At 38.6% G+C, this 23181-nt stretch carries 19 protein-coding genes; all 19 read right to left on the bottom strand.

The window, feature by feature from the left end; all coding sequences use genetic code 11:
- Positions 1–35: 35 nt before the first annotated feature.
- Positions 36–263: an RNA chaperone Hfq gene (gene hfq / locus D3873_RS05275; RefSeq protein WP_119883060.1), complete on the bottom strand. Its 228-nt coding sequence runs from the start codon at positions 261–263 to the stop codon at positions 36–38.
- A complete protein-coding gene (gene miaA / locus D3873_RS05270; RefSeq protein WP_119883059.1) occupies positions 260–1225 on the bottom strand; it encodes a tRNA (adenosine(37)-N6)-dimethylallyltransferase MiaA in 966 nt (321 codons plus the stop codon). The genes hfq and miaA overlap by 4 nt, the downstream gene beginning before the upstream one ends.
- 1 nt (position 1226) lies before the next feature.
- The gene (locus D3873_RS05265) at positions 1227–2144 is read right to left on the bottom strand and encodes an alpha/beta fold hydrolase (RefSeq protein ID WP_119883058.1); all 918 of its coding nucleotides are present in this window, start codon (positions 2142–2144) and stop codon (positions 1227–1229) included.
- Entirely contained in the window at positions 2141–3790 is a 1650-nt protein-coding gene (locus D3873_RS05260) for a glycerol-3-phosphate dehydrogenase/oxidase (RefSeq protein ID WP_119883057.1), read from the bottom strand. The genes D3873_RS05265 and D3873_RS05260 overlap by 4 nt, the downstream gene beginning before the upstream one ends.
- A gap of 40 nt (positions 3791–3830) precedes the next feature.
- Positions 3831–5321 carry a glycerol kinase GlpK gene (gene glpK, locus D3873_RS05255; protein WP_119883056.1) on the bottom strand — a complete coding sequence of 497 codons (1491 nt, stop codon included), beginning with the start codon at positions 5319–5321 and terminating at the stop codon, positions 3831–3833.
- 73 nt (positions 5322–5394) lie between these two features.
- Entirely contained in the window at positions 5395–7248 is a 1854-nt protein-coding gene (gene mutL / locus D3873_RS05250; protein WP_119883055.1) for a DNA mismatch repair endonuclease MutL, read from the bottom strand.
- Position 7249: 1 nt separating this feature from the next.
- Entirely contained in the window at positions 7250–9793 is a 2544-nt protein-coding gene (gene mutS / locus D3873_RS05245) for a DNA mismatch repair protein MutS (RefSeq protein WP_119883054.1), read from the bottom strand.
- 83 nt (positions 9794–9876) lie between these two features.
- The gene (gene cotE, locus D3873_RS05240; protein ID WP_119883053.1) at positions 9877–10407 is read right to left on the bottom strand and encodes an outer spore coat protein CotE; all 531 of its coding nucleotides are present in this window, start codon (positions 10405–10407) and stop codon (positions 9877–9879) included.
- Positions 10408–10550: 143 nt separating this feature from the next.
- Positions 10551–10979, bottom strand: coding sequence for a YlbF/YmcA family competence regulator (locus tag D3873_RS05235; RefSeq protein ID WP_119883052.1), 429 nt, complete (start codon positions 10977–10979; stop codon positions 10551–10553).
- Positions 10976–12523 (bottom strand): tRNA (N6-isopentenyl adenosine(37)-C2)-methylthiotransferase MiaB, encoded by a 1548-nt coding sequence (miaB, locus tag D3873_RS05230; protein WP_119883051.1) that lies wholly within the window; start codon positions 12521–12523, stop codon positions 10976–10978. The genes D3873_RS05235 and miaB overlap by 4 nt, the downstream gene beginning before the upstream one ends.
- A gap of 155 nt (positions 12524–12678) precedes the next feature.
- Complete coding sequence (locus tag D3873_RS05225) at positions 12679–13545, bottom strand: 2-oxoacid:ferredoxin oxidoreductase subunit beta (RefSeq protein ID WP_119883050.1); 867 nt, start codon at positions 13543–13545, stop codon at positions 12679–12681.
- Positions 13532–15286, bottom strand: a complete 1755-nt coding sequence (locus tag D3873_RS05220) for a 2-oxoacid:acceptor oxidoreductase subunit alpha (RefSeq protein WP_119883049.1) — start codon at positions 15284–15286, stop codon at positions 13532–13534. The genes D3873_RS05225 and D3873_RS05220 overlap by 14 nt, the downstream gene beginning before the upstream one ends.
- A 432-nt stretch (positions 15287–15718) precedes the next feature.
- Positions 15719–15997 (bottom strand): stage V sporulation protein S, encoded by a 279-nt coding sequence (locus D3873_RS05215; RefSeq protein WP_119883048.1) that lies wholly within the window; start codon positions 15995–15997, stop codon positions 15719–15721.
- Between the two features lie 80 nt (positions 15998–16077).
- Positions 16078–16875 (bottom strand): TIGR00282 family metallophosphoesterase, encoded by a 798-nt coding sequence (locus D3873_RS05210; protein ID WP_119883047.1) that lies wholly within the window; start codon positions 16873–16875, stop codon positions 16078–16080.
- A gap of 126 nt (positions 16876–17001) precedes the next feature.
- Positions 17002–18561, bottom strand: a complete 1560-nt coding sequence (rny, locus tag D3873_RS05205; protein ID WP_119883046.1) for a ribonuclease Y — start codon at positions 18559–18561, stop codon at positions 17002–17004.
- Positions 18562–19014: 453 nt separating this feature from the next.
- Positions 19015–20073 carry a recombinase RecA gene (recA, locus tag D3873_RS05200; protein WP_119883045.1) on the bottom strand — a complete coding sequence of 353 codons (1059 nt, stop codon included), beginning with the start codon at positions 20071–20073 and terminating at the stop codon, positions 19015–19017.
- Between the two features lie 239 nt (positions 20074–20312).
- Positions 20313–21563 carry a competence/damage-inducible protein A gene (locus D3873_RS05195; RefSeq protein ID WP_119883044.1) on the bottom strand — a complete coding sequence of 417 codons (1251 nt, stop codon included), beginning with the start codon at positions 21561–21563 and terminating at the stop codon, positions 20313–20315.
- Between the two features lie 12 nt (positions 21564–21575).
- Complete coding sequence (gene pgsA, locus D3873_RS05190; protein ID WP_119883043.1) at positions 21576–22154, bottom strand: CDP-diacylglycerol--glycerol-3-phosphate 3-phosphatidyltransferase; 579 nt, start codon at positions 22152–22154, stop codon at positions 21576–21578.
- A gap of 139 nt (positions 22155–22293) precedes the next feature.
- Complete coding sequence (locus D3873_RS05185) at positions 22294–23178, bottom strand: helix-turn-helix domain-containing protein (protein WP_238473827.1); 885 nt, start codon at positions 23176–23178, stop codon at positions 22294–22296.
- Positions 23179–23181: the final 3 nt, after the last annotated feature.

Genomic DNA, 23181 nt, shown 5'->3' with positions numbered 1-23181 from the left:
ATATACCCCCCATGGTATACAGTCAAGTGAATTGCTTATTCCATTTCAGCGGAAATATCGACATTTTTGGCTGGTACATAAGTGGAAATAGCGTGTTTATAAATTAGTTGTTGTTTCCCATCAGACTCTAACATCACCGTAAAATTATCATATGATTTGATGGTACCTTTTAACTGGAATCCATTTAATAAAAATACCGTAACGAAGATTTTGTCCTTACGTAACTGATTTAAAAACACATCTTGAATATTAATAGGTTTCATGATTCTTTCTCCTTCTCTCTCTTTTGATCATAGTCATTCTCTTTTTTCATTTTCGCTTCATCCGCAATGGCAACTTGTCGGTTAATTGGCAATGAAGCGTCAATCCAAGTGATGTCCATTTTGTTTCGAAAATAAGTTAATTGCCGTTTGGCATACCTTCTTGAATTTTGTTGGATTTGTTTGATCGTTTCTGGCAATGTTAACTCGCCATCTAAATAACGAATCATTTCTTTATAACCAATGGCTTGCATTGCCTGTCCTTCACGAATACCCTTTTGTTGTAAATTTCTAACCTCTTGTTCCAAACCTTTTTCGATCATCCAGTTTACTCGCTGATTAATGCGCTCATAAAGTTCATCTCGATCACGATTTAATCCGAGCACTAGATGTTGAAGAAACTCTTCTTTCCCTTGTTGGAAATTGTCTGCTGATCGTTTTTCTCCTTGAAAAAGGATCATTTCAAGCGCACGAATAACGCGTCTCGTATTGTTGGGATGGATCGAATCCGCAGAAGGCTTATCTAATTCCTGTAATTTTTGATGCATATGGACCGGTCCAAACTCCTCTAATTCTTCGTAAAGAGTAGATCGAAGAGAAGCATCAATTTTTGTTTCCGTAAAATGAAAATCGTATAATACTGCTTGCACATACAATCCTGTTCCGCCAACTAAAATAGGCACTTTCCCTCGGTTTTTTATTTCCCTAGCCTTTTCACGAACGAGTTGTTGATACTCCGCTACTGAAAATGATTCCGTTGGTTTTTTTATGTCGAACAAGTGATGCGGAATCTCTTTCATTTCTTCTTCTGTTATTTTCGCTGTTCCAATTGATAATTCTTCATACACTTGCATGGAGTCACCATTTATGATTTCGCCGTTCCATTTTGTAGCGAGTTCAATCGATAAGTCCGTTTTACCAACTGCAGTAGGACCTACAATGGCCACTAAATCTAATGTAGACATATTACACTCCTTCTATCCACTTCACCAAAAACTTATACGTTTCTTCTTTATTTTCTTCCATTAACACTTCGTGTCGATTTTTTTCAATTAAGGAAACCGTTACATTCGTTAACCCTGCTTTTTCATATAAAGCAGCTACTTTCCAAATGCCTTTTCCCATATGAATCAAAGCATCGTCCTTTCCTGAAAGGAGTAAGATTGGTAGATTCTTAGGAATTTTTTGATTCTCTTCTAGATTTTCTAGTTTCTCAAATGCTTCTGAAAGATCAAGAAAAAGTTGATTGCTCGACACAAATCCTGTATATGGATCGTCTATATAGGTTTGAACATTTGCTTTGTTATGACTTAGCCAGTCAAATTCAGTTGATGGATTTTTCACCGTTTTGTTGTATGCCCCAAAGGAAAGCGACTGTAATAACTCATTCGGCTTTTCTTTCCCTTGGAATCGAACAAATGCCTGAATGAGCGGTTTCGCAAGTTTTTCTTTGATGGTTGTGGGAGCTATTGTTCCAATTGCTATTAACGACTGAATGCTCCCCCCATATAACTGTGCATATCTTCTTGCTACAAATGACCCCATACTATGTCCTATCAGAATAACAGGAGGTAATGTTGTCGATTGGCGAACGTGTTGGATGATCTCTCTGACATCTTCCGTAATTCGTTCGAATCCATTATGTTCAGCAAAATAGCCAAAGTGATTACTTTTCTTTCCTGTTTCACCATGACCGCGTTGATCATGCGTGGAGACAAAATATCCTTCCGTATTTAAATAGTCGAAAAAAGGTTCATATCTTGAATGATGATCCCCTAAACCATGTAAAAAATGAATGTGTCCTTTACATTCCCCAGATGGAGCATAAGAAACAACATGTATGAATACTCCATCACTCATTTCAAGTGCATATATGCGCTTCATAGAAATTTCCCTTCCTTAAATTGAGTTAAAAGCGTTAGCTCTGACTCCGCTTCTTTTTTAAGTGTTTCTTTTTGTTCCGGCGAGTAATGTAAACGATCTCCCAGAAATTCTGTCACACCAGAAAGAAGGTCCCACGCTTTTTCTAAATGAAAAAAACCATATCCGCTACGTCGAATAAGAAAATCTTGCGGTTTCATACACATCTCGTATTGAATGGAATATGCAAGTTTTGCAGCCTCTATTCGAGGTAGAGATGTGTTATTTATATTTAGAAAAGCATAAAAAGAAAAAACGTGATCGACATTCGATCCATAGTAACTTGCTAGTTCCATGCTCTCTTCTTCAGAAAGTCCATGAAGCTGTCCTTCTTTCTTCTTTTGCTGAAGAAAGCTAGACAAACCTGTTGAACCATTAACACCTCCACCTGATAAAGACAAATGCTTCGTCCCACTGGCAATCTGTTTTGTAGAATCGAATTCTTTCATCACTTCATCCACAATTGTTTCCGCCATTTTTCTATATCCGGTCAATTTTCCACCAGCAATCGACCACAGTCCAGAAGTTGAACGCCATACTTCATCTTTTCTTGATATTTCAGAAGGATCTTTCCCTTCTTCAAAAATTAAAGGTCGAACTCCTGCCCATGTGGATTCTACATCTGCGAATGTAAATGAATGGTCCGGAAATTGACGATTTAAATTATCAATTAAATACGAAACATCGTCATTGCTGGCGATAGGGTGTATTGGATTTTTTTCATACACTGTATCTGTTGTTCCTATATATGCTTTGTCCCCTCGTGGGATGGCGAAAATCATGCGACCATCAGGGGCATCAAAATAGATGGCTTGTTTCAAAGGAAACCGTTGACGATCTAGAACGATATGAACGCCTTTTGTTAAACGCAATTGCTTTCCATTTTCAATACTATCCTTGGAACGAACCTCGTCCACCCATGGACCTGCAGCATTTATGACATGGGTAGCTTGAATGGATATTTCTTTGTTCATTAATAGATCTTTCGCTTGGACGCCTTGAACTTTTCCGTTATGGTAGAAAAAATTGTCCATTTTTACGTAATTGACACAAAGAGCACCTAGTTCATCCGCTTTTTTCATCACTTCAATTGTTAATCGAGCATCATCTGTCCGATACTCCGTGTACAATCCGCCACCTAAAAGTGATTTTTCCTTCAATAGAGGTTCTAAACGAAGTGTTTCGTCTTTCGATAGCATAATACGTCTTTCCTCTTTTTTTACCCCTGCTAAGAAATCGTACACTTTCAATCCAATGGAAGTGCTTGTTCTACCAAACGTTCCTTTTTTATAAAACGGTAGGAGCATCTGTATTGGTGTCGTAACATGAGGTGCATTTTCATAAACAATCGCACGCTCTTTTCCCACTTCAGCTACCATCTTAACTTCAAATTGTTTTAAATAGCGTAAGCCACCGTGCACAAGCTTCGTTGAGCGACTCGAAGTGCCTGCAGAAAAATCTTGCATGTCTATTAATGCGACAGATAATCCTCGAGTTCTAGCATCTAACGCTATTCCTGCACCTGTAATTCCACCACCAATGATGAGAATATCAAAATGATAGGAATCCAGTTTCTCTACCTTGTCTTGACGAGCAATTGCTGAGAGCATCTATTGTTCCTCCTTCTATTGTGACTAGTCAAACTATTAGTTAGTGAAAAACACGAGTTGCTTCTACGGCTTTTTGCCATTTCTGATATTTCGCTTGTCGAAGGTCTTCCGTCATTCTTGGTTCATGAACTTTCTTAATTTGACGTAATGATTGAATCGTTTCAATATCTTGCCAAAACCCTGTAGATAGGCCAGCTAAATAAGCAGCGCCTAATGCAGTCGACTCATTAATCGTAGCAAGTTCAATACGTTTATTCAGCAAGTCACTTTGGAATTGCATGAGCATTTCATTGTCTACTGCTCCACCATCTACTCGGAGCGTCTCGACGGTCAAATTTGCATCCATTTCCATAACATCCAGAACATCTTTTGTTTGATAGGCAAGTGACTCTAGTGTTGCTCGAATGAAATGCTCTTTAGTAGTTCCACGAGTCAATCCGAAAATTGCACCTCGAGCTGTCGAATCCCAGTATGGGGTACCTAGCCCGACAAAAGCAGGAACAACGTATACTCCATCACTATCGTCAACCTTAGATGCATACAGTTCGCTATCTTTTGCTGTTTTAATCATTCGCAGTCCGTCTCGTAACCATTGGATGGCTGATCCTGCTACAAATACAGAGCCTTCGAGGGCATACTGTACTTTGCCATTCATTCCCCATGCAATTGTCGTTAGCAATCCATTTTCTGACACAACGGCTTCTTCACCAGTGTTGACTAGCATGAAGCATCCTGTGCCGTAAGTGTTTTTCGTCATACCTTTTTCGGTACATCCTTGTCCAAATAGAGCAGCTTGCTGATCTCCCGCCACTCCTCCAATTGGTATTTTTTGGCCGAAAAAAACAGATGGATCTGTCTGAGCATACACGGTTGAGGATTCTTTAACTTCCGGTAGCATACTTAAAGGTAATGCTAATTTGGCACATATTTCTTCATCCCATTGCAAATCATGGATGTTGTAAAGCATTGTTCTAGAAGCATTCGAGTAATCGGTTGCATGTACTTGTTCATTCGTTAATTTCCATATTAACCAACTATCGATTGTCCCCATTAATAGTTCATCTCGTTCTGCCAGTTCTTGAGCACCTTCGACATGGTCCAATATCCACTTTACTTTCGAAGCGGAGAAATATGGGTCACATTTTAACCCTGTCTTTTCTTGAAACCACGATTCGAGTCCTTCCGATCTCCAATTGTTTACAACTTCTTCAGTTTGTCTCGATTGCCAGACAATTGCATTGTATATTGGTCTGCCAGTTTTTTTGTTCCAAACAACTGTCGTTTCTCGCTGGTTTGTGATTCCTATCCCATGAATTTCTTGTGGCTGTACTCCACTTTCAGTCAATACAGCAGCAATTACGGATAACACAGACCCCCATATTTCACTTGCGTTATGTTCCACCCAACCAGAATGAGGGAAATATTGTGTAAATTCTTTTTGTGCGATATGTTCTACTTTTCCTTCTTGATTGAATAAAATTGCACGAGAACTTGTGGTACCTTGGTCAATACTCATGATATACTTTCCCATTTGGATCCCCCTAAGCACTTATTAATGTGTAATATGCGAGAAAAAGCGATTCCTCATAAAATAGGTAATCGCTTTACATGATGCGTTTGAACATTTTTTCGATTGAATATGTGGAGAAATGGACAATTAATGGACGTCCGTGCGGACAAGTGTAAGGTTGTTCACATTGACGAAGATCATGCAATAACTGTTCCATATCCGAATGTGTTAAGTAATGATTTGCTTTTATTGATCGCTTACAGCTCATCATGATTGCTGTTTTTTCTCTGAATTTCGGAATGGATAATTTATTTTCTTGAACCACTTCATGTATCATTTGTTGAATAATCGATTCTTCTTCTCCCTTTGGAAACCACGTTGGATGTTCTCGAACAATAAATGTGTTAATGCCAAATTCTTCAAGTGTCAGCCCAACATCTTTAAGCAGAGATAAGCGTTCCTTCACTAATACTTGCTCATTTGACGTAAACTCAAAGGAAAGTGGTATCAATAATGGTTGTTTCTCATTAGAATCTACTTTCCCTACTTTTTCTTTAAAAAACTCGTATTTAATTCTTTCTTGGGCTGCATGCTGGTCAATTAAGTAAAAACCATCTTCACTTTGCGCCACGATGTATGTGCCGTGTATTTGCCCCACTACTTCTAATAAAGGAAATTCTCGTTTATCTTCTGAAATTCCTTCTTCAAAAGCTGTATGATTTGGTGAAGAAAATGAAAAATGATTTTCAACACTCTTTTCAACTGCGCTTTCTCTTACATGATTCACTGACTCCAGTTGGGAGTGCATGAAATCACTCGGAGTTTCAAAAGAAGAATTTACAATCTTGATGTCTTCGGGAGCAGATGTCACTTGACCTGGTGGTGTTGAAGAAGACTGATTCCATATAGACAATTGGGAAGAGGAATCTACTTTCTTCTCAGGAGCTGTAGCATTTGGAATTTGGTACAGTTTTCTAACACGATCTCGTATCGTGTTTTCAACAAGTTCTTTCAGCTCTTTCTCTTTACTTAATCGAATTTCGTGTTTTGCGGGATGTACATTCACATCTGTTAATAACGGATCCCCTTCGATGGATAAAATCACGATTGGATAACGATCGATTGGCAAAAATGTATGATACGCCTCTACGATACTTCTCGTTATGCCAAAATGCTTTACCCATCTGCCGTTTACAAATAAGGTAATATAATTTTTTGACGCGCGTGTAATTTCTGGGTAGGAAACAAAACCAGAGATTCGAAAATCCGGGTCTTCCGCTTCAAACGGAATCATTTTCTTGGCAATCGACATACCGTAAATAGCTGCAATTACTTGATGTAAGTCTCCTCTACCAGGTGTGCGTAGCAATTGTTGGTCATTATGAAAAACCGAAAATGCAATGGAGGGGTAACAAATAGCTAATCGGTTTATCAAATCTAATGCGTGACTTAGCTCTGTTTGTATACTTTTAACATATTTCAATCTTGCTGGTGTGTTGAAGAATAATTGCTGTATGGAAATATCCGTTCCTTTTCGGAGACTACTTTCTTCGCTAGAAATAAGTCGTCCTCCATCTAATTCAATTTTCGTTCCTTCTACACCATTAGAAGTTTGCATTGTCACTTTGGACACAGAAGCAATCGATGCCAGTGCTTCTCCGCGAAATCCTAATGTACGAATACGAAAGAGATCGTGTTCTTGAAATACTTTACTTGTTGCATGCCTCGAAAAAGAAAGCAAAGCATCTTCTTGATCCATTCCTTTGCCATTATCCACAACTCGAATTTCCGTTAACCCTGCTTCTTTCAAAAATACTTCAATTGACGTACTTTCAGCATCAATTGCATTTTCCACTAGTTCTTTCACCACAGAAGATGGTCTCTCTACCACTTCACCTGCTGCGATTTTATTGGACAATAATGCATCCATAATTTGAATGGCTCCCAATTTAATTCCCTTCTTTCGATGACAAACGAATTTTGCGTTGGAGTTCATCTAATAATTGCAGTGCCTGTAATGGTGTTGTTTGGCCAATTTGTATCGCTAATAGTTCGTTTTCAATGGATGCATCAAACATTGATAATTGCTCACTTTTTTGCTTCTGCAATGGTGTTTTCAAAGCAGACGTTTTTTCTAAATCATGTAGGATAACACGTGCTCGGTCAATTATTGCAGAAGGCATATTTGCTAATTCCGCTACATGTATGCCATAACTTTTATCCGCTGGTCCATCCATAACTTTGTGTAAAAAAACAACTTGTCCTTCTTTTTCTGTGGCCGCAACGTGAACATTTTTTAAGCGCTCCACGGTATGTTCTAATTGCGTCAATTCGTGGTAATGAGTGGAGAATAAAGTGTTTGCACCAATCGTATCGTGAATATGTTCCATCATTGCTTGTGCGAGTGCCATGCCATCGTAGGTAGATGTACCGCGTCCAATCTCATCAAATAATAACAAACTTCGATCGGTGGCACCGTTGATCGCATTCGTTGATTCCAACATTTCGACCATAAACGTACTTTGCCCAGATACTAAATCATCTGCTGCACCAATGCGTGTGAAAATTTGGTCTGTTATAGGCAATAATGCTCTCTCTGCAGCAACGAAGCACCCCATTTGAGCCATAATAACCGTAATCGCTACTTGTCTCATGTACGTACTTTTACCAGACATATTTGGTCCGGTGATTAAGTACATATTTGCATCTTCGGTTAAAATACAGTCATTTGGCACATAAATATGACTGTTTAACATGCTTTCCACTACAGGGTGCCGGCCAGTTATAATTCGTAATTCTCTTCCATCATGAAATTCTGGACGAACAAATCTTTCTCGCTCTGAGACTTGTGCAAATGATTGAAAGACATCTATTTCACTAAGGATATTAGCCACTTGCTGAATGCGAGGAATGACTTGTTTTAATTCTTCACGAAGTGCTTGGAATAACTGAATTTCCAACTGTACACTCTCTTCTTCTGCATGTAAGATTAGCGCTTCTTTTTCTTTTAATTCTGCTGTGATATATCGCTCCGCATTTGCAAGGGTTTGCTTCCGTTCATATCGTGTAAGATCAGCCATCGAGATGGTCGACTTCGTCAATTCGATATAGTAACCAAATACACGATTATACCCGATTTTCAAGTTCTTGATGCCTGTTATTTCCCGTTCTTTTTGTTCAAGTGCAGCTATCCACTTTTTGCCGTTGTTTTTTGCATCTCGTAACTCATCTAATCTACTGTTATAGCCGTTTTGAATAACGTCTCCTTCTTTTACATGAAGAGGAGGATTTTCGAGTAATGCTTTTTCTAACAAGGAGGTAATATCTTCACAGGTATCCAAACTTTCCCCAAGTGAAGAAATGACGGGATTGGTCGAGTTCTCTAAAGCTGCTTTAAATAACGGGAGCTGTTGCAAACTTTTCTGAAGTTGCGCCAAATCTCTTGGCCCAGCATTCCCGAACGAAATCCTACCTGCAAGACGCTCTAAATCATATACTTCATGTAAGCTTTCTCTCAGTTCATTTCGCAAAAAGAAATCAACTAAAAGACCATCTACAATGGTTAATCGCTCCTCGATCGCAACCTTTGAAGCTAATGGATAATGAAGCCACTGCTTTAGCTTTCGACCACCCATCGCTGTTTTCGTGTGGTCTAACAAATGATAAAGAGAACCTTTCGTATCGCCTCCACGAATGGAGGAAAGTAGCTCTAAATTACGTTTTGAGTGATAATCAATGGATAGATAGTGTGTTTTTTCTTCGTAGTGAAAAGGCTGTAAATGCAAAAAGGATCTTTTTTGTGTCGTATGTATATAATGTAACAGTCTACTGCAGGTTGGATGCACAAACGTTGGCAAATGCTGTAATGATTGTTCATGTTCTGCAAGCTGCAACTCCGAACTAGTTGTCAAATTGATCCCACTATTCATTGCTTTTTCTTCCAATAACAATGAAAGATTTTCAGCTACGAGAAGTTCTTTAATTTGTAAAGATAAAACTTCTTGAAATAATGAATTCGCTTCTCCTCTAAAAGAGGTAACCGTACCTTCTCCAGTAGAAAGATCTACGTAAGCTAGGATGGCAGTTCCGTCTTCTACTAAATCAGCTGATCCTAAGAAAAGATTTGTTTTACTGTCCATTCCTTTTCCTTCTGTCATCGTCCCAGGCGTAATGACACGGACTACTTCTCGCTTGACTACACCTTTTGCTTCTTTCGGATCTTCCACCTGTTCACAAATCGCTACTTTATAGCCTTTCATTAAGAGAGCGTCCATATAATTTTGCGCGGCATGATGAGGAACTCCGCACATCGGAATACGATCTTTTGCTCCTGCATCTCTACTCGTTAATGTAATTTCCAATATTCGAGAAGCTTGTATGGCATCCTCAAAAAACATTTCATAAAAATCCCCTAATCGAAAAAAAAGAAACGCGTCTTGATAGCCTTCTTTAATTTGCAAATATTGTTGCATCATAGGTGTGTATGTTGTCATAAATTTCCCTCATTTTCGTTATATCGCTCTCTTCATAGTATAACAAAGAGTAGAAGAAAAAGAGCCGGTAACAACCGACTCTATTAATGAGAAGAAGATTCCGATTGCATCAAAAAGTCTGAAGAGGAAGAAGTACTTTCCTCGTATTTCCATTCTTCTTCAAATTCATGAGGATGTACTTGAATACTCAGTAACGTTTCACCAATAATTTCCACACATATTTCTTTTTCAACGGTCACTTGGAAACATTCTCCGTCTGAAGTTATGATCGCTTCTTCACATGATGGATGTTGAATCACTCGAACTTTAATTTCTTCAACGGATGGATGTGAAGAGTCACGATAGTGCACTTTTACTTTATCGCGATATGGGACGGTCTCTGAAAAAACAGATGTTTTTGATTGATCATGATGTGCATACCACACATTAATATCGTATTTGCCCACTACTTCTACATAATTGCCTTGTTTTTTTGCTTGATACGTATGATTAATTACCCAGCAGCCAAGAATACTATCTGGCTCATTTGGTGGCCGCAATGTTTCGACTGCTTCTGTTTTTTTCTTACCTTTCGCAATGACAGCTTTCGTCATTATTTGTCGAACAAACTTCATTCAACTTCCTCCTTCGTATTCGCTCTTTTCATCATATGCTTAGGCGAATAAAAGGTGATTGTCTCAGTTTAATCTCTTGAAAAACAAAAAAGCTATCACGCGTTTGTTTCCACGAGTGATAGCTTTTTTCATACTTTTTTAACTTATGAAAGTTTTTTTGGTTGCGCCTTCATGTCAGATCCTGTTTTTCCTTGAAGAAGATCTCCTTCAGTAGCCGTAATAATTTGGTTCGTCACATTATTCGCAATGGTATTTGCCACTAGTTGCAATAAATCGTTTACATCTACTTGCGATTGCTTGAACTCTTGTACAATCGGTACTTCATCAATTTCTTTTTCAATTTCAGCAATTTTACTTTCTACTAATGATAGCGCTTTTTCTTTACCGTATTGTTGGAAATTTACCGCTTGTTTTTGAAGACTCTTTAAACTAGCAATTTTTTCGCGAATTTTTTGATTTTCATTAATCTGTGCTTCCGCGCGTTTAAAAAATTCTACTTCTTCAGTATTCGTAATCATTGTCGCAATTTCACGCGCTTTTTCAATAATTTGATCTTTTGTATATGTTGTCATAGGGCTGGCACCTCTTGATTTTCTGCTACTGACACGAATTCTCCATCTAGAGACCATGTTTTCGCTTTATTTATTTTTACAAACACGAGCTTTCCAATCATTTCTTTTGAAGCAACAAAATTGACGAGCTTATTTTTACGAGTGTATCCGGCTAATACTTCAGGGTTTTTCTTACTTTCGCCTTCAACAAGCACCTCGACAATTTCCCCTTCATATTTTTTCATCGCTTCAAAGGAAGAGTCATTCACTAATTTGTTCAAACGTTGTAATCGTTCTTTTTTCACTTCCATTGGAACATTGTCTACCATTTTTGCTGCAGGAGTTCCTTCTCTTGGAGAATAAATGTACGTAAAGGCAATGTCAAATCCTACTTCTCGGTATAGAGACATTGTTTCTTCAAATTGCTCGTCTGTCTCATTTGGAAATCCAACGATAATGTCTGTTGTAAAAGTTGCTTCTGGAATTGCTTGTCGAATTTTACGCACAAGTTCCAAGTATTGCTCTCTTGTATATTTTCGTGCCATAATCTTCAGCATGTCACTTGATCCAGATTGAACTGGCAAGTGAATATGCTCTACTAAGTTGCCCCGTTTTGCTAATACTTCAATTAAATGATCATCGAAATCACGAGGATGACTTGTTGTAAAACGAATTCTTGGGATATCTACTTTGCGTAAATCGTCCATCAAGTCACCAAATCGATAGTCTATATCGTCAAAGTCTTTTCCATACGCATTTACATTTTGACCTAATAGTGTAATTTCTTTGTATCCTTGTGCAGCTAACTGTCTTACTTCTTGAATAATTTCTGCTGGACGACGACTACGTTCTTTACCTCGAGTATAAGGAACAATACAATACGTACAAAATTTATCGCAACCATACATAATATTTACCCAAGCTTTAATTGACCCTTTTCGAACTCTAGGAAGATTTTCGATTACATCTCCCTCTTTTGACCACACTTCCATGACCATTTCTTTTGACATATACGCTTCCTGTAAAAGAGCTGGCAAACGATGAATATTGTGTGTTCCAAAAATAAGATCAACTTGCTCGTATGTTTTCAAAATTTTATTGACGACTGCTTCTTCTTGAGACATACATCCACAAACGCCGATTAACATGTTCGGATTCGTTAATTTTAACGGTTTTAAATGTCCTAATTCACCAAACACTTTGTTCTCCGCGTTTTCGCGAATTGCACATGTATTTAATAAAACAACATCTGCATCTTCAACTGTATTGGTCGATTCATAGCCTAACGCCATGAAAATACCTGCCATCACTTCTGTATCATGCTCGTTCATTTGGCACCCATATGTGCGAATATAGAACTTTTTGCCATCGCCCATCCCTTGGTATTTAGGGTCAATATTAAAATCATGATGATATGTAACATCTTCTTTACCACGTTTTTTTGCATCCTTTAAAGAAGGTGCTGTATAAACAGATTGAAAGTACTGACTGTAATCTTTTTCGACTTTGTCTGTTTGTTTTAATTTCGTTAATAAATTCGTTGTATTTTTTTGATCTTCGTTCATGAGAAGTCTCCTTTCTCATTTCCATACGTACGGAAATCCATTTCTCTATTATACTGATAACTTCTGGGATTCTTCAAGGAGGGTTGCTTAATTGTTGGTAAATGGTCAAAAAATATGACCACTCACGTACTGGTGAGCAGTCACTTTACTTTTACTTAATAAAATTCTTTCATTAAATCATCGAACTTCCCTGGTTCCATGTATAGATCGTGTGTACTTAATGGCTCAGCTGAGTAATCAACCACTTGTTCTTGGTAGGATGGTTGATCAAGGTTTTGATAGAGAATACCCGTTAACATGCTATCATGTGCCATTAACTGTTGCATGGCTATTTGTCGATTAGAAGCATCATAGTCATCCAATGCTCCCACTTTTACTAACCGCTCTTTAAACCAATCATACGTATTCACTTTATTATACGTCACACAAGGACTAAATACATTGATAAATGAGAAGCCTTTATGTGCAATTCCAGCTTCAATAATACTAGTAAGTTCTTTTATATCGGAAGCGAACCCTTGAGCGACGAACGTTGCACCGGATGTTAAAGCCATTTCAAGAGGAGCTAAAGAAGGCTCAATTGCACCTCCAGGCGTTGACTTTGTTTGAAATCCAGCTGCAGAGCGAGGAGAAGTTTGCCCTTTTGTTAATCCGTAAATTTGGTTATCCATGACAATATATGTGATGTCAATATTTCGACGAATTGCGTGTATGGTATGACCCATTCCGATTGCAAATCCGTCACCATCTCCACCTGAAGCAATTACATGCAAGTCTTTGTTCGCCATTTTCAGTCCTTGCGCTATAGGAAGTGCGCGGCCATGGATACCATGAAAGCCATAAGAATTTATATAACCAGAAATTCTTCCTGAACAACCAATTCCTGAGATAACCGCTAACTCGGTTGGTTCAATACCGACATTTGCAGAAGCTCGTTGAATCGCAGCTTGCACTGAAAAGTCTCCACACCCTGGGCACCAGTTGGGTTTCACATTATTTCGAAAGTCTTTAAACGTTGCCATTTGTGTGCAACTCCTTTACTAAGTTGTACAATTCTCTTGGATGGAAAGGAGTTCCATCGTATTTTAAAATCGATTCCATTTTCTGATGGAATCCAATATTCATTTTCATAATGTTCGCTAATTGTCCTGTCGCGTTGTTCTCGACAACAATTATTTTTTTCGCCTTTTCTGCAAGTACGGTCATTTCTTTCGCTGGAAACGGATGAATGAGTCGAATATGAGCGTGGTTCACATTTAATCCGTCTGCAATCAACGTTTGCTGTACTTCCTCTAAAGCACCACGAGTCGAATTGAATCCTACTAGCAAGATATCTGTTTCTTCAAAAGGTGCGTATTGATAGATTGGTTGTGGAAAATGTACATGCTGGAGCTTACGCATACGCTTGTCCATTTGCTTCTTCCGATTCATTGCGGACTCAGAAGGTTTTCCTGTTTCATCGTGTTCAACACCTGTCACATGATGAATTGCATGTTTCATTCCCGGTAGTACACGCGGAGAAACACCATTTTCTGTTACTTCATATCGCTTAAAATAAGCTTTGTCTTCCTGTTCTGTTACGTCACTTTCTGCTATTAAATTTCCGCGACGAATAACCACTTTCGCGTAATCAAACGGCTCAACAGATTGTTTCCCTAATGAGAGTTGTAAATCGGACAAAATAATCACTGGTAATTGCAACTCTTCTGCAATATTAAATGCCTCAACTGTGTCATAAAATGCCTCTGCTCCAGTACTTGGCGCGATCACAACTTTCGGAATTTCACCATGTGTTCCGTAAATCATTTGCATTAAATCCGATTGCTCTTGTTTTGTCGGTAGACCGGTAGATGGTCCTCCGCGTTGTGTATCTACAATTACTAAAGGTTGTTCAGTCATGCCCGATAGGCCGATTGCCTCCATCATGAGTGATAATCCAGGACCAGCAGAAGCAGTGAATGAGCGAACTCCTCCATAATTTGCTCCAATAGCCATTGTTGCTGCAGCTATTTCGTCTTCGGTCTGAATGACGGTTCCACCGAATTTCGGCAATTTTTTGATTAAATATTCCATAATCTCAGAGGCAGGAGTTATTGGATAAGCAGCCATAAATCTTACCCCAGCTGCAAGAGCTCCCAACGCGATGGCATCATTCCCAATCATATACAATCGGCGTTTTCCATCCGCTTCCACTAATTTAAAATCACCCGATCGATTCCCAAGTTGACGTGTCATTTCCGCATAGCCGAGCTGTATCGCTTCAAGGTTTTTCTCTACTACAGCAGCACCTTTGCGACCAAAGATTTCGTCTACAACGTCTTTAAAAACGGCTAAATCTAATTCCATCAATGCGGAAGTAGCACCAATTGCCACCATGTTTTTCATCAAAGATGTTCCTAGTTCAGAAGCTATTTCCGTAAAACGGACACTGTACATTTCACCAATACAATCATCAGGTTTCACAGGGTTAAACTTGCTGTCGGCAATAATCACGCCATTTTGTGTTAACTCTTTGTAGTTTACATCGATTGTTTCTTGATCGAATGCCACTAATATATCTAAATCATCTGGAATCGTACGAACTTCTGTTGTACGAACGCAAATCTTATTATTTGTATGTCCACCTTTTATTCGTGAAGAGAAGTGACGATAGCCATAAAGATAGTACCCGAGGCGATTCATCGCCATCGAAAAAATCTCGCCCGTGCTCTCAATACCTTCCCCTTGTTGCCCACCGACTTTCCATGAAAGCTGATGTAACATAATAACATCTCCTAACGTGCTTATAAGTAGTTAAATCCTATCATAGTGTACCATTATACATACCATTTCACTATTTATAAACGTTTCTGTTACACGAATTCAGACCTTTGACGGACACCAAGTGTAATCATTCATCACTGTTGCTTTCTTCAAGCATGGAAGAAAAGAAAGTAGGAGCTATTTATTGCAGTTCACGCAAAAAAACCAAGCAACGTTTGCTTGGTTTCTTCTTGTTTTGTTAGTTTCAATGAATTAATCCTGCTTTCGAAGCAAATCACCATTTAGCTTCTTCAAAATATCCGATGTAAGCAACACTCACTTTGAAACGAACAGGAATGTTGAAACGTATCTATTTTTCATTTTTTACTAAGACTAAGCTAGTGCATACAACGATGAATTTACAGGTCATACCTACAATGGTCGTCGAAGTCGTTACTTTATTTGTGCTCGTACTCTCTTTTCAATCAATAATTTTAATGCTGTTCGTTCTTCACCAGCAATCTCGATATCTGTAAAAGCTGGTGAGCAAATCAAATCCGTACCGCTTGGAGCAACAAAACCTCTAGCAATCGCAATGGCTTTCACAGCTTGATTTAAGGCACCTGCACCGACTGCCTGTAACTCCACAAATCCTTTTTCACGAATCACTGCCACTAATGCCCCAGCCACTGAATTTGGGTTTGATTTAGATGATACTTTTAATGATTCCATTCTTATTCCTCCTAGTATGTCAGATGCGTTAGAAGTTACCTTCTTGACCTAACATATGCACCAGGAAAACTACTTAGAAGCTAGTTTTGAAAAGGCGAATCCTCATTAATGTAGACACGTTCAATCGAATTTGATTTTCCAGTCACATCGTCGATATCAATCACGACTCCGCTTAACATTTTGCGACCGGCTTTTGGTACTTCGAATCGTGCTGGAAGATTCGTTTGAAATCTGTATAACACATCTTCTTTCTTCATACCAAGTATTGCGTCATATGGTCCGGTCATACCTACGTCTGTAATATACGCCGTTCCTTGTGGCAGAATGCGATTATCTGCTGTTTGTATATGTGTATGTGTTCCAACCACAGCAGAGGCTTTACCATCCAAAAACCAACCAATTGCCATTTTTTCACTCGTCGCTTCCGCGTGAAAATCGACAAATACTAATGGGGAAATCTTTTTAGCTTCCTCCATTAACTCTGCTACTTTTTCAAATGGATCGTCATGAGGTGGAAGAAAAGTACGTCCATGTAGATTAATGACGGAAAGTGTTGTACCGCTTTTCGAAATGGACGTCATTCCTCTACCAGGCGCATCTTTCGAGAAATTAGCTGGTCGTATTAAATAGTCCACGTCATCGATGAAATCGAAAATTTCTTTCTGATCCCACGTATGGTTTCCCATAGTTACAACATCCACTCCCATATACAGGAGGTCTTGATAAATTTTCTTCGTGATTCCTCTACCTGCCGCTGCATTTTCACCGTTTACAATTACTACGTCAATTTGATATTTCTTTTTTAATCTTGGCAAATATTCTTCGACCATTTCACGTCCCATGGAACCAACAATATCTCCAATAAATAATACTCTCATGTATAACCCAACTTTCTACAACTTATCTTCTACAATCATTCATCTTACCACTGTTCAGAATGAAACGACATCCCTTTCGATCGGTAATAAGAAGCCACAAGAAAAAGGCTTCCGAAGAAGCCTTTATTATTTTGCGTATTCTACTGCTCTTGTTTCACGAATTACCGTCACTTTGATGTGACCAGGATAATCTAATTCTTCTTCAATACGTTTTCGAATATCACGTGCTAAACGATGAGAAGTAATGTCGTCAATTTGTTCCGGTCGAACAATGATACGAACTTCTCTTCCTGCCTGAATAGCAAATGATTTTTCTACACCTTCGTAGGACTCTGAAATTTCTTCTAGTTTTTCAAGTCGACGAATGTAATTTTCAAGTGTTTCACTTCTTGCACCTGGTCTAGCAGCAGATAAAGCATCTGCTGCTGCAACTAGGACAGCAATAACAGATGTTGCTTCTGTGTCACCGTGATGGGAAGCGATACTGTTAATAACTACTGGATGTTCTTTATACTTTTTCGCAAGTTCCACACCGATTTCAACGTGACTACCTTCCACTTCATGATCGATTGCTTTCCCAATATCATGTAGTAATCCGGCACGTCGTGCTAGTGTTACATCCTCGCCAAGCTCTGCTGCAAGAAGACCTGCCAATACGGCAACTTCTTTTGAGTGCTTCAACACGTTTTGACCGTAACTTGTCCGGTATCTCATTCTACCCATAATTTTAATTAAATCAGGGTGTAAGTTATGGATTCCGATGTCAAATGTTGTTTGCTCTCCGATTTCACGAATCTGCTCATCTACTTCCCGTCTAGATTTCTCCACCATTTCTTCAATACGAGCTGGATGTATTCTTCCATCTTGTACTAATTTCTCTAGTGCTAAACGAGCTGTTTCTCGTCTAATAGGATCAAATCCTGATAGAATAACTGCTTCTGGTGTGTCATCAATAATTAAGTCAATACCAGTAAGTGTTTCTAGCGTACGGATATTTCGTCCTTCCCTACCAATAATTCTGCCTTTCATTTCATCATTCGGTAGGTTAACAACTGAAACAGTAGTCTCTGCTACATGGTCCGCTGCAAATCGTTGCAAAGCAAGAGAAAGGATTTCACGAGCTTTTTTGTCAGAATCTTCTTTAGCTCGCGTTTCCGCTTCTTTCGTCATAACAGCAATGTCTGTCGCAAGTTCGTTTTCTACTTGTCCGAGAATAATCGTTTTAGCTTCATCTCTCGTTAATGCAGAAATTCGTTCAAGTTCTGACTGCTGTTTAGCTACAAGCTCCGCTACGTTGTTCTCCATCAGTTCGATATGCTGTTGTCGTTCAGAAAGAGCTTCTTCCTTCCGCTCTAATCCTGCTTCTCTTTTGTTAAGCGCATCGTCTTTACGATCAATGTTCTCTTCACGTTGTAAATACCGATTTTCCTGTTTTTGCAGTTCCGATCGGCGTTCACGGATTTCAGATTCAGCTTCAGTTCTCATCTTGTGAGTTTCATCTTTGGCTTCTAGTAATACTTCTTTTTTTAGTGCCTCCGCTTCTCGCTTTGCATCATCGAGAATGGTTTGCGCTGATTGTTTCGCACCAGTCACTTTCGAATCGTTCACACTTTTCACTACAAAATAGCTAACAACGGCACCGACGATAAGACCAAGCAAAGCGGAGATTATGTCAAAATAATCCATTTGAACACCTCCTCTTGCTATTTTCATTTTTTCATGTTGTCGGTTCAGATAATAGGATAATACCCCTTAATTGTATCGGTGACAAAAACCTCTGTCAAGGTAACTCCTTTTGAAATATAGGAAAAGTCTGTCATTTTATTCCGTTGAGAATAAAAGCATTTATCACTACTTACAGACCTGAATAGAGTGGTTTCTATCAATTTAAATGATAGGAGACAAATCAACGAACATTATACAATCTCTTCTATAATCCTAATGGTACCCACTCGATTTCTTTCTGCCTCTTTTGATCTAGAATATATGACCATTTTTTCTTTGCACATATGTTTTCGATGGAGTAAAACTATCAGGATTGCTTTCCCAACAAAATCAACTTTTACAATCATGTTTTTCTGCATAAAAATACCCTTCTAATGCCCATAAGGAATTAGAAGGATATTGTTTCTAATAATTCTATTCTTCATCAAGAAGTAATGCGAATTCCGCATCTTCTTCGTCTTCATGACCTGCAATTGTATACGATCCAGCCGTTAATCCGTATGATTCCCGAATTTTACGTGCTATTTCATCTCGAATAGAAGGATTTTCTTTTAAGAAAATTTTCGCATTTTCTCGCCCTTGTCCAAGTCGATCATCGTTGTATGCGTACCAAGACCCGCTCTTATTCACAACGTCCATTTCGACGCCTAAATCGATGATCTCTCCTTCTTTGGAAATACCTTCTCCATACATAATGTCTACTTCTGCTGTACGGAACGGCGGTGCTACTTTATTTTTTACAACTTTAATCTTTGTTTTATTTCCCATAAAGTCATTACCCGATTTAATCGTTTCAGCACGTCTTACTTCTAGTCGAACTGAGCTATAGAATTTAAGCGCACGTCCACCAGGTGTAACTTCTGGATTTCCGAACATAACGCCGACTTTCTCACGAATTTGGTTAATGAAAATTGCAATTGTTTTCGACTTGCTAATGGCACCTGAAAGCTTACGAAGAGCTTGCGACATTAGACGAGCTTGCAAACCGACATGGGAATCTCCCATCTCTCCTTCAATTTCCGCTTTTGGAACCAAAGCGGCTACAGAGTCAATAACAAGAATATCAACTGCACCACTTCGAACTAAAGCTTCCGCAATTTCAAGTGCTTGCTCTCCAGTGTCTGGTTGTGAAAGTAATAACTCATCTATATTTACACCTAATTTTTGTGCATAAACAGGATCCAATGCATGCTCTGCATCAATAAACGCTGCTTGGCCGCCAGAAGCTTGTGCTTCTGCAATCGCATGAAGTGCCACCGTTGTTTTACCTGAACTCTCTGGTCCATAAATTTCGATGATTCTTCCGCGTGGATAACCACCTACTCCAAGTGCTGCATCAAGTGCTAGTGAGCCACTAGAAGTTGTTTGAACTTGACGATCCGTTTGTTCCCCTAATTTCATGATGGAACCTTTACCAAATTGTTTTTCAATTTGTTTTAACGCCATATCTAAAGCTGCTTTACGATCGCTCAACAGTATTTCCTCCTCTTATTTCCCATAAACTTCTTTCTACAACTACTATACTCGGTTTATGAGAAATACACAAGAAAAAAGCGAACGTTTATTCGGTTATTTTTAATTAGAAGCTTTATTTTCTCTAAAACAAGAAAATTATACCAACAAAACAAACGACCAAATGAATGTTTCTTTTCGAAATATCATTTTTTCATTAAAAAAGCAGCATACTAAACGTAAGCTGCTGTAGTCTTCATTTAACGGATCGTGGAATCTTTGACTAAACGGATAAGAATAGAAAACGTTTTTTTAACAACTCGAAGTCGATTGGTATTTCGATTTCCAGACAATTGAAGATGCTCCGCATAAGTTTCTCCATTCGCTAAACGAATGCCGATCCAAACAGAACCAGGTGTTTCACCTTCTAAACTACTTGGACCAGCTGCGCCAGTCAATCCAACACCAATTTTCGTGCCGAATTTTTCACTGGCTTTTTTCGCCATTTCAATGGCACATTCTTTACTAACGACACCATAGTTTTCGATTATTTCGCGCGACACACCTAGCGTGTTAATTTTCGCATCCGTATGATATGTAACTTCTCCACCGACAAAAATATCCGAAACCGCTGGGACAGAAGCTAGTTCTGCCATAAATAATCCAGCTGTTAAACTTTCAGCAGCGGCTATCGTCATTTCATGTTGACGAAGTGCATCCACTGCTTTTGATGCTAACGAATCGTCATTGTACCCATACAGATAGTCGCCAACTCTTTCCACGATCTTTTCTTCTACAGAATAGATGAGAGAATCTGCTTCTTCCTTCGATTTACTTTTTGCGGAGATACGAATTGTAACTTCGCCATCTGAAGCTAATGGAGCAATTGTGGGATTTGATTGAGCATCTAAAATATCATGTATGCGATCTTCTAACTCTGCTTCTCCTATTCCGTAAAAACGGAGAACATGCGAATAAATAGCGGCATCTTCAAATAGTTTGTTCATTAAAAATGGCTTTGCCTCAAACTGGAACATTGGTTCCAATTCTTTTGGTGGTCCAGGAAGTAACATATAAAAGCGGTTTTGATGCTCAGTGACCATTCCGGGGGCCATTCCATGATGATTTTCTAGAATAAAGCTACCTTTTAATACGAGTGCTTGCTTTTCATTATTTGGCGTCATTTCACGATGAATTTTTTCAAAAAAGTGGCGAATCGACTGCATTGCTTGCTCGTTCATTTCAAGTGTAGTGTTTAAGTGTTTTGCAATCGTTTCCTTCGTTAAATCATCTTTTGTGGGTCCAAGTCCTCCAGAGAAAATGATTAACTCTGCACGTTTTTCCGCTTGTTGAATTGCTTCTACTAATCGTTCTGGATTATCACCAACTGCTGTATGGAAATACACATTCACACCTAATTCTGCAAGTTGCTTAGAAATAAATGCTGCATTTGTATTCGTAATTTGACCAAGTAACAATTCCGAGCCAACTGCAATAATCTCTGCATTCATATCATTTGCTCCTTATTTCGAGTCTAATAATACTCGACGATTTGCGTAAAAGTAGTCCCAACCTGACCATAGCGTGAAGAATAACGAAACATATAACATAAAAGTGGCAAACGGAATCGAAAACATTTCAAAGAAAATATTATGAAGAAGTAATGCAGAAATCGCGACAATTTGTGTCCACATCTTAATTTTCCCTAATTGTTTTGCAGCAACTACTTCACCTTCATCAGCTAATAGCAATCGTAATCCTGTTACCGCAAACTCACGACTAATGATAGCAATGACTACCCAAGCAGGTGCATATTCCAGGTCTACTAGTAAAATTAAAGCAGCTGAAACTAATAACTTATCAGCTAACGGATCTAAAAACTTCCCCATATTCGTCACTAAGTTATACTTGCGGGCATAATATCCGTCGACAAAATCAGTAATACTAGCAACGATGAAAATAATCGCACCAACGAAATGTTCGACAGGCATAGTTGCACCTAATAAGGTAATTTCACCCCAGTTTAAATCTAAAATCATAATTAGTACAAATATGGGAATCATCACAACACGAGATACCGTAATTCTATTCGGAATGTTCATTTCTTTCTCTCCTTTAATAAACAAAACTTACGCATTCTATACATTAGCATACATGTCTAAATCCTCTATGTCGACTATCACTCTAACCTTCGAATGACTATTTATTCGAAACAAAAAAATAGCCATCTTGGTGAGATGACTATTCGGATTTGTTAAATTGTATGAGTAGATTCTGTGTAACATTATCGTTGCTGTAAGGAACTTTTTCATCGTTTATGAATACTTCTACATTTGGTGTTGAGCCGACGCGAATTCGAGCGGACTCAACTGTGCTAACATCCAATTCAAACGTTTCACCAGCTTTAAGTCCTTTTCCTTCAGCACCAATAAATTCTTTTCCGTTCTGATCTTTTATGCTTAACCAAGAATCACCTTTAGCAACCGCCTTAATGACAAAAGCATCGGTATTCGATAAAACGTAATTTGTATCTTGACCTTGAGTCGTACCTACTTCAATTGTTTGGACTGGCTCATCTACTGGCTCTTCCTCGACAACGGGAGTTTCATCTGCGGGTTCTTGCTCTGGTTCATCCGCATCATCGGGAGTTTGCTCGACAGGATTTTCCTCTAATATAACATCGCTAGAATTATTTGTTTCTTTCGGGTCATCTTTTGATGCGATATTTTGATATAAAAACCAAACGACAACGATTAATGCAATCACAAAAACTGCAACTAAAATCATAGGAATAATTTCACCAATTTTAGAACGAGATTTTGAAATGGGTCTTCTTCTCACAGGGGAGGAAGACATACTCGAAGTAATCGATTCATTTGTTGTATTTGGTACATCTTGTTTGTACACTTCTAACAGTTCATCTGAGTCTAAGCCGACTGCGTCTGCATATTGCTTAATAAATGCTCGTACATAAAATGGCCCTGGCATGGTGGAGTAGTTACCTTCTTCAATGCCTGCCAAATATCTTTTTTGTATTTTTGTCATTTCCTGAAGATCATCCAGGCTATATCCTTTTGCTACTCTCGCTTCTTTTAAGCGAGCACCTAATTCTGTCAACAAGAACACCTA

It is taken from the genome of Paenisporosarcina cavernae (assembly GCF_003595195.1).
Lineage (GTDB): Bacteria > Bacillota > Bacilli > Bacillales_A > Planococcaceae > Paenisporosarcina > Paenisporosarcina cavernae.
Note: the sequence above shows the minus strand (reverse complement) of the source record. Positions and strands in the feature narration are given on the sequence as shown.

Bases quoted from the DNA above. Each gene is read 5' to 3' on its own strand.
- hfq (WP_119883060.1), bottom strand. From the start codon at position 263: ATGAAACCTATTAATATTCAAGATGTGTTTTTAAATCAGTTACGTAAG.
- miaA (WP_119883059.1), bottom strand. From the start codon at position 1,225: ATGTCTACATTAGATTTAGTGGCCATTGTAGGTCCTACTGCAGTTGGT.
- D3873_RS05265 (WP_119883058.1), bottom strand. From the start codon at position 2,144: ATGAAGCGCATATATGCACTTGAAATGAGTGATGGAGTATTCATACAT.
- D3873_RS05260 (WP_119883057.1), bottom strand. From the start codon at position 3,790: ATGCTCTCAGCAATTGCTCGTCAAGACAAGGTAGAGAAACTGGATTCC.
- glpK (WP_119883056.1), bottom strand. From the start codon at position 5,321: ATGGGAAAGTATATCATGAGTATTGACCAAGGTACCACAAGTTCTCGT.
- mutS (WP_119883054.1), bottom strand. From the start codon at position 9,793: ATGACAACATACACACCTATGATGCAACAATATTTGCAAATTAAAGAA.
- cotE (WP_119883053.1), bottom strand. From the start codon at position 10,407: ATGAAGTTTGTTCGACAAATAATGACGAAAGCTGTCATTGCGAAAGGT.
- D3873_RS05235 (WP_119883052.1), bottom strand. From the start codon at position 10,979: ATGACAACATATACAAAAGATCAAATTATTGAAAAAGCGCGTGAAATT.
- miaB (WP_119883051.1), bottom strand. From the start codon at position 12,523: ATGAACGAAGATCAAAAAAATACAACGAATTTATTAACGAAATTAAAA.
- D3873_RS05225 (WP_119883050.1), bottom strand. From the start codon at position 13,545: ATGGCAACGTTTAAAGACTTTCGAAATAATGTGAAACCCAACTGGTGC.
- D3873_RS05220 (WP_119883049.1), bottom strand. From the start codon at position 15,286: ATGTTACATCAGCTTTCATGGAAAGTCGGTGGGCAACAAGGGGAAGGT.
- D3873_RS05215 (WP_119883048.1), bottom strand. From the start codon at position 15,997: ATGGAATCATTAAAAGTATCATCTAAATCAAACCCAAATTCAGTGGCT.
- D3873_RS05210 (WP_119883047.1), bottom strand. From the start codon at position 16,875: ATGAGAGTATTATTTATTGGAGATATTGTTGGTTCCATGGGACGTGAA.
- rny (WP_119883046.1), bottom strand. From the start codon at position 18,561: ATGGATTATTTTGACATAATCTCCGCTTTGCTTGGTCTTATCGTCGGT.
- D3873_RS05195 (WP_119883044.1), bottom strand. From the start codon at position 21,563: ATGAATGCAGAGATTATTGCAGTTGGCTCGGAATTGTTACTTGGTCAA.
- pgsA (WP_119883043.1), bottom strand. From the start codon at position 22,154: ATGAACATTCCGAATAGAATTACGGTATCTCGTGTTGTGATGATTCCC.